The sequence below is a fragment of the Spirulina sp. LEGE 11439 genome, assembly GCF_059821285.1.
On the sequence record NZ_JCAMRX010000047.1, the window covers coordinates 36,815 to 50,155 of the forward strand.

At 45.7% G+C, this 13,341-nt stretch carries 4 protein-coding genes; 1 reads left to right on the plus strand and 3 read right to left on the minus strand.

Going from position 1 to position 13,341, the window contains the following annotated elements; genetic code table 11:
- Positions 1–135 precede the first annotated feature (135 nt).
- Positions 136–2,073 (plus strand): ShlB/FhaC/HecB family hemolysin secretion/activation protein, encoded by a 1,938-nt coding sequence (locus AC6RV6_RS23495; protein WP_500243314.1) that lies wholly within the window; start codon positions 136–138, stop codon positions 2,071–2,073.
- Positions 2,074–2,148: 75 nt separating this feature from the next.
- Here AC6RV6_RS23495 and AC6RV6_RS23500 read toward each other — a convergent pair whose 3' ends face one another.
- From AC6RV6_RS23500 to AC6RV6_RS23510, 3 genes are all read right to left on the minus strand, one after another.
- Entirely contained in the window at positions 2,149–2,892 is a 744-nt protein-coding gene (locus AC6RV6_RS23500; RefSeq protein ID WP_500243315.1) for a PEP-CTERM sorting domain-containing protein, read from the minus strand.
- Positions 2,893–2,972: 80 nt separating this feature from the next.
- Entirely contained in the window at positions 2,973–10,871 is a 7,899-nt protein-coding gene (locus tag AC6RV6_RS23505; RefSeq protein WP_500243316.1) for a DUF4347 domain-containing protein, read from the minus strand.
- A 186-nt stretch (positions 10,872–11,057) separates the two neighbouring features.
- Positions 11,058–13,088, minus strand: coding sequence for a CHAT domain-containing protein (locus tag AC6RV6_RS23510; RefSeq protein ID WP_500243317.1), 2,031 nt, complete (start codon positions 13,086–13,088; stop codon positions 11,058–11,060).
- Positions 13,089–13,341: the final 253 nt, after the last annotated feature.

Below are 13,341 nucleotides of genomic sequence, written 5' to 3' on the forward strand. Positions count from 1 at the left end.
CAGATCGCAATTCCACCTCCATCAAAGAGAATGGCAACTAAATATCAACATTTGTAACAATTCGAGAACATTTCGCATAAACGATCTGACTTTTCCCAGAACAAAGAGAAGGAGTGTCTGACTTTTTAACCGAGTATGAACGAAAATTGGAGACGAGGATTGTGTAGTTGCGCGATCGCAATTGTTAGCCTTCTCGCCGAAGGAAACCTAAAAAGCTCGTGGGGACTGGCTGATACTCCCATTCAGATTGCAAAAAGTCCCAAATCGTCTCCAGACTTGAATTTTCCTTCATCAGACATCGAGCGATCGCCCGATCTCCCCGTTAGCAAAACCCTAATTTCTCCTTCAGAAACAGAACGCACGCAGATTCCTCCAACTCCCTCCTCTCTCACGCATTTTGAGGACTCTCTCGACGAACTCGAAAGAGCCGCCAGCGATCGCGAACTCGCTCAGATCCCCGAATCTAACGAAGATCGCTTTCTACAACCTTCCCCCGATCTCGAAAGACTACCCCCTCCAGAATCACCTCCAACAGTCCACCCTCCTCCTCAAACTCCCTCAGAAGACAACCCAGAACCCATTGTCGTTCGCAACCTTGTCATCTCGGGCAGTACGGTTTTTGCTCCAAGTGACTTTGCTGATATCCTAGAGGCTCTGCCTTCTTTCCCAGTTACTTTAAGCCGAGGCGATTTGGAAAAACTGGCGGAAAAGATAACAGAGCGATACTGGGAATACGGTTATGTGAACTCCAGAGCCATTGTTAAAGAAGAATCCCTCACCAGTAGCGAAATAGAGATACAAATTATCGAAGGCAGTGTCGAACAAATTGACATTGAAGGAACGCAGCATCTCGATCTCAATTACATTCGCGATCGCGTCGCCTTGGGTGTCAGCAAACCCCTCAATGCCATCGAACTTGAAGAACAATTGCGCTTATTGCGAGCCGATCCCCTACTCGAAAACATAGAAGCGAGTTTAACCGAAGGAAGCGCGATCGATACCAGTATTTTAATCGTGAGGGTTATTGAAGCGCAATCGTTTGGCGGAGAAATCGGTGCGGATAATACTTCACCTCCCAGTGTAGGGTCGGAACGTTTAAAGTTAGAGCTAAAAACGCTGAATTTATCGGGGGTTGGCGATCGCGCCGAAATCGAATACAAGCGCACGACACAAGGGGGATTTGAGAGCATTGAGGCTAATTATGCCATTCCCTTGAATCCTCGTAACGGCACGCTGCAAGTGAGAACCGCTTTGCAGAACAATACCGTAGTACAAGAACCTTTCGACGTGCTGGACATTCGCGGCGATTCCCGAGTCCACGAAATTAGCTTTCGCCAGCCTCTCACCCGCAATACCCGCGAAGAATTTGCCCTCTCCTTGGGTTTCACCTATCAAACCGGGCAAACCGAAAGTTTATTCGGCCCCGTTGGTTTCGGGACGGGGCCGGATAGTGAAGGACGCACCACTACCAGCGTTCTGAAATTCGGTCAGGATTATTTGCTGCGAGATAAAACCGGGGCGTGGGGATTGCGATCGCAGTTTAGCCTCGGTTTGGGCATTTTCAATGCAACCATCAACGCCGATCCCGTTCCCGATAGTCGTTTTCTCAATTGGCTCGGACAGTTGCAACGGATGCAAGTTCTCGATGCCAATCATATCCTCGTCATGTCTGCGGACGTGCAGTTTTCGACAACAGCGTTACTTTCTTCGCAACAGTTCGTCATTGGCGGCGGTCAGTCGGTGCGAGGCTATCGTCAAAACGTTCGCAATGGCGATAATGGGGTTCGCGTTTCGGTGGAAGATCGCATCACCTTAGAGCGAGATAATTCCGGACAGGCCGTTTTTCAACTTTTGCCCTTTTTCGATGCGGGTTGGGTTTGGAACCATGCCAGCAATCCTAACAACATTCCCGACCAAAATTTTATCGCCAGTTTTGGATTGGGTGCGATTTGGAAGCCCCATCCCGACCTCGAATTTCGCTTCGATTATGGCATTCCTTTGGTGGATTTAAGCGATCGCGGTACGAATGCTCAAGATGATGGAGTACATTTTAATATTCGCCATCGGTTTTGAGAATGCGATCGCTTTTCCCATACCAAAAGAGAGAGCGAAACCTCACTCTCTCGTTCGCGTTAAAAAACTTATTTCTCAATTGCGATCGTCTTTTTTGCGCCGTCGTGCTGTCAATCCCCCAACAGTTCCTAGAACCAGCAAACCAAAGAGAGAGGAAGGTTCGGGCACCGTGCGCTCTTCGATCTCTGCATTTTCCACAAGAAAAGCTGAGGAGAGGTCAAAATCTCCCACATCCAAAACCCCCAAACCAATCTGATAAGTTCCAGCTTTGAATAACTGTTCGTAAGTTCTGGAAACTTGACGATTATAAGAAGTATCAGAAGAGATAAGATTGCTAATTGAACTGTTTGTACTGGCTAAAGTTGTAATTTCGCCATCGACAGATAGAAAAGCATAATCATCAAAATCAAAACCCGCATCTGTCAGAGTTGAATCATTGGTTAAAAATGTCCAATCAAAACTCAAAATAGTATCTCGGGTAAAGGTTAATTTTTTGACCAATCCAGAGCCTTCAGTCGCTTCAATAAAGTTAGCACTATCTGGATTTAAAGCACCGCTAGAAAGCCCTAAAACAGTCTCCAGTTCAAAAGCATCTCCTGCGGCATTTCCGGAAAAGTTAAAATCAGCATCGCTACCCAAGCCCAAATCGTCATCCATGAGCGCATTCGCAGACATTTTTGCCGCCCCATCGGTCGATAGTTGAACGTCACCAAAACTCGTCCAACCGTCTGTAAAATCAATTCCAAAAGCACGGGCAGGATTAGCGATCGCTAAACTGAGTAAACCAAAAGTACCAACAGCTAAAGCAAGATTTTTCATGGAATTTCTCCTAAGTCATTAGACAGTGAATAAGGGATTGCAGGAATACAAGACTTTGCATTCCCATGAATTAGAAAACTCTAGAAGATGAAGTTACTGCTATCTTCCAAAGCAGCACTGGAAACATCTTTTACCGTGAGGAAAGAGCGAGGATTCATCGCACCCGTCAAACCATCAGAGTCAATTTGTACGACGCTATCTTGTCCGCGATCGCCGAAACGAATATAGCCGTCAGCAATCGGATCCGATCCTTGATAGTTGAAGCGAGAGAGGAGTTCAGTAAAGACCAATCGATCTTGACCGACTTCAAAATCTGTAATGATATCTCCGGCATCCCGAGGGCTGTTATAAACAAACAGATCTGCTCCTTTTCCACCAGTGAGAATATCGCCTCCTTGATGACCTGTAATGATATCTTCTTGGGAAGTTCCGGTTAAGCGATCGCGTCCTCGCGTCCCTTCAATTGGATTGAGCGGATCGTCAACAGAATTAACATTAATTTTTACTGTTGCGGTACTCGTTTCGCCTTGACCATCGCTAACCATGTAGTCAAAACTGGCTTCACCAAAGAAGTTCTCATCGGGAGTAAAGCGGAAATTACCAGCATTATCTTGCTCAATTTTACCATTAACGGCATTATCAAAGCCATCAATATTCAGAAGATTACCATCGCGATCGCTGTCATTAGCAAGGAGGTCTGTTACCAAAATATTGAGGGAAGTATCTTCATCAATGGTGAAGAAATCGTCCATTGCTTCCGGTGCATCGTTGATAGGTTTAACGAATAGAGTGACGGTAGCCGTATTCGTCTCTCCATTGCTGTTTGCAACCTCATATTCAAAGGTTGCAGGTTGGAAGAGTTCGGGTTTATTGCTGAAAAATTCAGGATTGGTATTAAAGGTATCAAAATCGAAGCTGAAGTAGTCGCGATCGGGGGTGAAGATAATTTCATCTCCATGCAATTCTACTGTGCCATTAGTGGCATTGCGAACGCCAGTGATTTTGAGATTTTGACTGTTGAGATCGAGATCGTTGGCGAGTAAGTCTTGGACGGAGATAGAGAGGGGTGTATCCTCGTTCGTTGCCAAGCGATCGCCAAGTAAAATTAGAGTTGTTTCCCCACTACCGATTTTTTGGAAGGTTGCGGCTGTTTCTCCTTGAATTACAGTTTGAATTTCAACAATTTTCTCTTCCGCTTCTGTCAGAGAGAGATTCAGATCGGTTGCGATCGCATTGATTTGTGCGTTCCCTTTGGCAATAATTTCGGCGAGATTGTCCGTTAAAGATTGTAATTGATTCTGTCCAAAGCTGGTAATAATTTCGTTGAGAATAGCAGCTTGATCTTGGGCGTTACTGAGGTCTAAAGTTCCTCGGTTAATTTGATTCGCGATCGCGTCAATAATGGTCGTGGCAATTTCCCCTGTTTCTAAATCTGTCGCACCTTGAATCAATTTTGTCGCTTGAATGATGATGTTCTGAACTTGAACTTGTTGGGCAAAAATACTCAATCCCGTTCGGTTATTTTTTGCCATCGCTTGGAAGGGATCGAAATGATTCAGGTCGATATTGGCGGATAATCCCAAAGCTGTTTTAACTTTAGTCTGGGAGTCTTCAACGCTATTTCCTTGGTGGAATAATGCGGCTGCAAGGGTTGTTAATGGGGTAATAATGCTCGCACCCCCTGTCGCACTGAGAGGGGTTTCTAGTTCGAGGAAAGTGGAAGTATCGACACCGCCGAGAACGACAATTTGACCTTCATTGGCATCAATTTGACTATTGCCATTAAGGTCGAATTGTGCCATAGGAATATTGATATCGAAACTGCCATCAAAGTTAGTGAAACTGGAAGGTTCGTTGGCATCGAGGACACCATTGAAGTTGGCATCGAGGAAAACCGTTCCTGATGCGATCGCGCCATCAAATACAGAACCACCATAATTTCCTTTGGGTCCTAAGCTAAAGTTAGCTAAGGGAAAAGTTGCAAAATTTTTGTTATAAACTGTGCTTCCAAAGGCTTTTATTTTTGCACCTAAGAAAGCATTCAACGCGCCTTCAATTTGGAATAAGTCCCAAATATTATCATCAAAACGCGCATCAATTTCACTGGCACGAATTTTACCATCATCACTACCATTAATTTCTCCTTCGTCTACTAAGTCGATCCCAACAATTCCTTCTAGTCCTCCTTTAACATAGCCAGAAGCAACATATACATCGAGTCCTGCACCTACAGCAATTTCTGCTTTCGCAAGGAGTTCGTTAACATCTTCTCCAGTTCCGTCAGGATTGGCTCGATCGCTAACATAAAATCCATCTAAAGCCAAGTGCCAATTATCGGCTGGGTTGTCATCATTTAATAATCGCCGCAATCCAAAAGTATCGAAACCAAAATCAAGATTGGCTTGAATCTCAAAACTCCCTTCTAGTAAACCGCTAATCGGTCCCCAAATAGGGAAAGTTTTCTCAATTTCAAAACGCTGATTAAATTCCGGAACGTCATAAGTTATAAAGTTAACATCTTTACCCAATGCTAAATCGACCCATTTAGAAAGATCGTCAAAGAGAGGAATATCGAGATTGCTATCCCCGATCCATTTCTCTAAGAAATTACTTTCTTTAGAATGCGTTCCCGATTGAGCAATTTTATCGATCTGTTCGTAAGCATTCGGATTGAATCCTTTGGCTTCGACAGTAGCATTTTGAGCCTTTTGCGTCGGATCTGCTGCATTGAAATCATCGGATAAATTGTACGAGCCTAAATCAATTTTTATGGATTCACCATCATCGGGAATTTCATTGAGCATATCGACAAGATCGAGAATCTGAAATGTTGTATCGATGAAGCCCATATCAATATCTGTTCCCGATAGTTTGGCAATCAGTTCTAAGACTGAAACTTTTCCATCGTTGTTGGCATCAAATGGCTTGTGAATTCCGAGTTTACTGAGCAGTTTCGTATCTTTATTGAGCAGTTCGATAACAGGTCGAAATGGATCGATGATTTTATCAATCTTTTCAATGACAGGTCGTGAAAAATCACTGATAAATGAACCTAAATCGAGTTCGAGATTATTGAAGGCAATATTGGCATCGAATTTCTTGTCATTCGCATATTCGAGGTCTCCTGCGAGATCGAATGAGAAGGAAGGAAAGGCTAAATCTCCTGCAATTGTGGTTTGCGCTTTTAAACCCAAATTCGCATCGGCTGAATAGGTGGTATCGAATAGATCGCCGAGACTAAAATCACTCATTAACTCGGAATACGTTAAGCGATCGCCATCTCCATCATTATCTCCGCCAATATCTTTGAGATCGATATCAAGATCGGCTTTTGCGAAGGTAGAATTATCGGAATCGTTGACAACATCTAATTGTAAAAATCCTAACGTTCCCTGCGCTGCAAAATCATCTCCCAAGCCAATATCTAAGTTAGCACTAAGAGCAGTTTTTTCTGTATCGATAAAGAATCCATGTTCCTTATGATAACCCAAACCGATATCCAAATTATAGCCATAATCCGATTCTGCTTGACCGTTGAGTTTTAATCCAAGTGCAGGTAATCCCCAATCTTCCGAGACATTGGGATCGAATAGTTCGCCATCTTTGCTCAATTTCACCAAGAATGTAGACTCTTCCAAACCCACATTTTTCTCAACAGTGACATCTGAGAAGAAAGGATCGAGCGCATCTTGAATGGCTTTCTGTAATTGGTCTGCACTGAGATTTCCAGCCGCTTTAATGCGATTGATTAAGCTATCTTGGAAACCGTTAATCGTTTTGGCAACTGAAGGTGCAGCTTCTTTCACAGAACCGACAATATACAACTCTTTGGAAAGATATTTTTCGTCGATAGTTTGTTGGATATGCTCGAACAAGGTAGCTAAACCGTTGGCAATTTCTTGACCGTTGAGTAAGGGATCTTCAATATTAACTGTCACCGAACCAACGTTAATATTTTGATAGTTGGCATCGTTACTGGTGACGGTGTGGGAAATCGTTGTACCGTGAGTTCCTTCCGCAATTAAATCGTCGATCGCACTGACATTAACAACTTGTGCGGTTTGCCAATTATCAGCAGTAAAGGTCAGAGAAGAGAGAGAAGAAATTTGCGTGCTATCGGTGTTGAGCTGGATCGTAACAGGAGAAGTGGGTTGACTGGTTAAATAGATTTCATAACTATCTGTCGCACCTGCTTCTACAACATTGGTTTGCGTTCCATATTCAATGATACGGACTCCTGCAACATCATCATCGCTAATGGTTACACTGGCGGTATTTGCAGTGCCAATTTGATAGTTATTATCGGTATCGAGGGTGAGTTGAATCGTTTCCGGTGTTTCGTCAATTTGGTCGTTAATGGGACTAATAAAGACATTGGCACCGTATTCTCCCTCGGGGATGAAAATGCGACCCGGTAAAGCTGCATAGTCCGTTCCTGCTTCCGCACTTCCGTCCACAGAATAGCGAATTTCTAATCCTCCCGTGGGTGCGCGATCGCTCAAACTAATCTTGAATAATCCCGGAATGCCACTCTGTTCGCTACCATTCCCCCCACCTGCTACCGTTACTGTGGGGCGATCGTTGTCGGTAATGTTAACATTGACTCCACTGGGATTGACTGCGGTGTAAGCTGCGTCCTGACTGCTGATACTGTGGGTAATGAGACTGGTATGAAGTCCTTCTGCGATCGCATCATCAACAGCACCGACTTGTACAGTTTGCGCCACATTATAGTTATCGGGAGTAAAAGTCAGGGTGACAGCTTGACCCGCACCCGCACCGAGATCGATCTGACCATCGGGAGAAAGGGTGACGGTGACATTATCTGTGGGTTTGGTGGTCAATGCGAGTTGATAGCTGTCTCCCGTTCCCCCTTCGACGATATTCGTGCTACCGTTGCTCTGAGTAATGAGAAGATTAGCGCTGTCGTTATCAAGATTGGTAATATCGGCGCTAGTTGCAGAGAGATTATTATATTGGGAGTCGCTACTGGTGAGAGTTGCTTGGATCGAGAAAGATTGATTTCCGTCTGTTTCCCCATCATCAACTCCCGTCACCGTCATCGTTTGCGGAATATTCCAATTGCTGCTATTAAAGGTCAAGATGGAAGTTGAAAGCGTCCCTTCCCCGATATCGGAACTGGAGAGATTAACTGTGACATCCGAGAGAGGTTGACTGGTTAAAGCGATCGCAACTTCGATCTGTCCTCCATTTTCGCTGGTTGCACCTGTAGGAGAAGAGAAAATCAGTCCTGCTTGGTCGTTATCGGCGATCGCAATAGTTGCAGATATCTCGCTTCCCAAGTCATAATCGTTCCCATCTTCGAGGGTAATTTGCACGGTTTCGCTTCCTTCTGCGCGAAAATCCTCCAAGGCACTAATATTGATAAACGCCTTGGTATCTCCCGGACGAATGAAAACGCTTTGGGTCAGTCCTTCATAATCATCCCCTTGAGTCGCACTTCCGTCTACTTGGTAGTAAACGACAACGCCAGAAACAGGTGCGGGGTTTTGCAGGCGGACTTCCCACTGACCGAAACCATTTTCTGCGATCGTATTTTGAACCGCTTTGATGCTAACTTCGGGGGGTTTTTCGTTATCCTCAATGGTTACAGTCGCCGTTTTACTGTTTCCATCGACTCCATATCCCAACCCATCAACGGGATCGACAAGGGTAAGTTGTACCGTTTCGCCGGGGTCGAGATCGAGGTCGTCAAAGGTAGAAATATCGATGGTTGCGCTGGTTTGTCCTTCTGCAATGAGGAGATTTGCAGGAGTGAGGGTTTTGTAGTCTTTACCCGGAGTTGCAGTTCCTCCCACGGTATAGCTGACGAGGACTCCACCAGTAGGTGCGGGGTTGCTGAGGGTGACGACAAAATTACCATCGCTTCCCCCTTCAATGGGTGCATCTCCCGCCGCAATACTAACTAAAGGTTCGTTATCAGTAATGGTAACGGTTGCATTATTGGACGATCCCAGCTCATAATTTTTTCCCCCTTGTAACTTCAGACTGAGGGTTTCATTGGGGTCAAAGTATTTATCGTCTAGAATGTCGAGATTGAGAACGCCACTGGTACTTCCTGCTTTGATGAGAACCGATCCTGAAGGCGAATTATAGTCTTGTCCCTCTATCGCCGATCCTTCCAACGCATATTTCACTAGCAGATCGAGGGGGAAAACATTGGAAAGCGTAAAGTTGAAGGTTGCAATTCCTCCTTCATTTACAGTTGAGTTGGAAGTAATGGTAATAGTGGGATCGATCAGATCGTTGAGGACTCCATACACATCATTATTGGAGTCAGAAGCAGTGTTATCGGTGAAATTCAATCCTTTACCCGCAACCGTCGCACCATCGCGAATGAACAATGCACCGCCAACCCCTTGACCATCCTCAAAACCCGTTCCCCCCGTTGCAGAGTTTCCAGTAAAAGTCGTATCGATCAAGGCCAAACTCGCACCCGAGTTGACAAAGATACCGCCACCTAAACCAGCACCGCCGCCACCTTGACCGCCATTTCCACCGCTTCCACCCTTGTGACCGCCAGCACCATTACCCCCATTACCAGCAAATTCACCGCCTTGACCACCAGTCCCACCGGGTCGTCCGCGACCATCACTAAAATAACCATCACCACCACCGCCGCCGCCACCGCCAGCACCACCACCGCCGCCAAAACCGCCATCACCTCCATTACCTCCGTAACCCCCATTTTCACCACCAGCGCCGCCACCTGCACCGCCACCGCCGCCACCGCCAGCACCAAATTCACCAAATTCACCATGACCACCAGGTCCACCGTTATCGCTACCCCAATTCAAGAAACCACCACCACCACCTGCACCTGCTTTACCACCAGTACCTCCATTTGTTCCAAAACTACTCAAACCCCCAATACCTGCATCTGTACCGTTATAACCGTCATCTCCTTTGCCACCACCAGAACCACCATTTGCAGCCATAGTTATAGTTATAGGGAAAGTTTTACCGAAAATCTTAAATGTTTCTGTTTTCGTTTCCAGAATTCCATTCCCACCGATCGCAGAATTATTTAAAAAATTCACCCCATCCAGCAAAACACTCCCACTGTTAATAAATAAACCCCCGCCGAGGCCACCACCGCCACCACCGCCGAGTTTTCCATCGCCACCTTGCGCCGTCCCTCCAGTGATATTCAAATCTAAGAAACTGATTAACCCACTATCTCCCCCATCCACGCGAAATACTGTTTGACCGCTTCCAGTAATAGTGTGATTGTTCCCAACAAAAGAAATGGCCAAACCGTCTAAACTGGCGATCGTTGGTAATGCGAACGACAATCCGCCACCACTGGGAGAAAAGAAAATACTGTTTGTTAAGATAATTTTATCTTCTTCGTGATTATTATTAGCATCTTCAATCGCTTTTCTCAGGTCTTCTTCCGAACCCACTAAATGCTCTTTCAATACGCTGCTATAGGTTTTCTGAACTGTTTCGGGAAAGGCCAAAGCAAACTCAAATTCTCCGGTTTTGACCTCAAATTCCCAATTCCCTCCCAAAGCTGCATTTCCGGTACGCTGAGTAGAGGCTGCAATATCGATTCCCGTCAGTTGGTGCAGTCGCGTCACGAACTCCTCTCCCGCATCTCCCGCCGCCACATTACAGCCGTAGAGAATGAGTGCAGACGCACATTCAGACCACTCTCGTAACTGACTGGCGTAGCGATCCAAGGTATCGAGACTGAGTTCGGTTTTTCCCAAATACAAGCAACCCGGAGAACCGTGGGAAACCAGATGCACGATCGCTTTCTCTTGATTCTCTTTCAATACGCGGCTAATTTGCGCGATCGCATCTCCTCGATCGTCTAAGGCGATCGCACTCGTCCCTTCCGCAACATTGGCGATTAAGTGCGAGCAATCTTTGACATTGCGATCGATGAAAACGATATCTGTCTTGACATTGGCGAGATGATGGGAGTGGCGATCGCGAATAGCAACTTGCATTGTTCTTTCCTCTTGGTAGACTTTTCTGACCGGCTATCTACCTATCGAGAAATCCGAGAAAGTTTTTCGCAACTTTTTTTGACTCTTAATATTTCGTTACAAAGTTTTGAGATTGCCCCCTAAATCCCCCGATTTCGGGGGACTTTTATTTTGATCGCCCCCAAATTTGGGGGTAGGGGGGCAAATTTACCAAGGACTGCCGATCGCGGTGTATCCCGCCCAAAAATAAGGATGGCTTAAATCTCGACCTTCCCAGTGGTGCAGTTCTGGGGGGAGGGGAATAGGTTGACTCAAACCGACAATTTGACCGGACTCAACGCGCACTCGTCCGCTTAACAGGGCAATTTGGGACTGTCGGAGGGCTTCAGCTTTGATAGTGACATCTTCGCGAGCCAGTTGGTTGTAAAATTCTGCGATCGCGGGGAGGGTGACAAAATCGTTAATTTGCCACAAGCTGGCGAGGGTGGATTTAACGCCCGATCGCACTGCTAACCCGGCAAAACCCATTTCGGAACGGCGATCGCCGAGGGCAGTTTCACAGGCACTCAATACCAAGAGTTCTACAGTAGCGTCATCGTACCATCCTGCCTCTCGCATTTTATCCAAATCAATTTTCTCGTCCCAAAATTGGATAAAAGGTTTATACTCCCCTTGGTTATAACCCCGTTTGAAGGAAGCATGAGTGGCGAGATGAACGATATCATAGCGGGATTGATTGCGCTGGTAGCGGAGATTTTCAAGGGTAAATTCTTCGTTGAGAAAGGTCTCTCCCTGCCACGGAAGATCTACTATAGTTGCTAGTTCGATAGGAACTGCGGGTAAATTGCGATTGTTGAAAAATTTTTCCGCACCCATACCCAATATTCGCGCATCGCGGACGGATTGATAGCGAGTATCGGTGAGGGTGACACTGGGGATGGTGCCAAGGCTGTATTTTTCTACGAGGAATTGTTCCCCGTCGTGAAGTGCGGCGAGGGGAAGCGATCGCAGTCCGGCTCCCATTGAGAAGATTAGAGTATCGATGTCTAAATCTTGGAGTTCTTGTTCGATGGGGGCAATCAACCATTGGTAGAGTTTTTTTGCATGAACCCGATAACCATTGTTAGACGGATTAAGTAAATAGTTTTGCAGAGATTCGAGTTGATGGAATAATTTTGCGCTGTTTGCATCCGATACAGAGGTGACGAGGGGAATACCTTCGGGACGCACGAGAACGAGTTGCAAGGCATCGGGAAAAGGGAGAGCATAGACAATAACGGCTCGCGTTCCGGTTTCGGCTTCAATTGTTTTTAGGGTGTCGCGGATGCTTTGAGCCGTAATTTTTTTATCTGTGAGATTGTCGTCGAAGTGGGTTTCGTATTCTGTCTCGAGAAGTTGTTCGATATCGCTAACAATCTGGTCGGGGTTGGCATTAAGGTTGAGAGAAGTTAGGGAGTTAAGAGAAGGTAAGATGGTATCGGCGATCGCGATCGGGTTGAGGATTTCTGGATTTTCGGTTTCGTTGTAGGGGTTATCGACATCAAGAGAAAGCAGCACTTGTTCCCCCGTACTGGGATCGGTGGTTTGCCACTCAAAAGCATAATCTCCGGTTTCGTCGGTGGTAATGCTTGTTTCGGCGCTGAGGAGATCGCCAATGAGATAGGCAAGATTTTCAATCGGATTATCTCCTGTTTCGAGTTCGTCAAGATCGGGAGATAAAGGTGCGGGCTGTTGTAGTGTGGTTTGAGGAGTAGGTTGGGGTTGAGCAGGAATTTGAGGATTGGGAACGGAAATGATTTGCAGGCGATCTTGGTCTTGTTTGTGGGTGTAGGGATATTCTTGATAGGTCTCAATACTGCGTTCTGTCACGTCATTTCCTCTCGTAATTTCTCCAGCAGTGCCATTGATGGCAGCATCGCCAACAATAAAGGGAATTTCACCGTTTCCACCGTGGTAAATAGTAACTTCTCCTCCTTGCATTGAGCCTGCAACGGAGATACTGGCATTCTGTCCGTTGCGATCGGTAAAAGTGTCTGTAGCTCGGAAAAATTGAGGTGTTGTAATTGTAACATTTCCGCCTGTATTATCCTCACTTTGAGCGTCGATGGAAGAAACAGAAATATCATCGTTCGCTTTCAAGGTGATATTGCCTGCATGTGTCGATGTCGAAGTATCAATTACTCCTGTTGCAATGCTTGCATTTTGGCTAGTCAGGGTGACATTGGCTGGGGTAGTCATATCTCCAGTAAAAAGATCGCCGATACGACTGGTTAAATGAATATTTTGTTCGGCATCAATATCGCCTGTAGTAATAGCATTTCCAATGAGAGTAACGGATTCTTGCGTTATTAGATTGCCTGTCGTGATCGAGCCTTCAAGACTGTTAAAGTTTATTGCTTCATGGGAATTAATGCGATCGGTATTTATATCTTGACGAGCTAAGTACAGGACAAAAATTGGAGAGAGTCAAGAAAAGCATCAAACTTGTGGT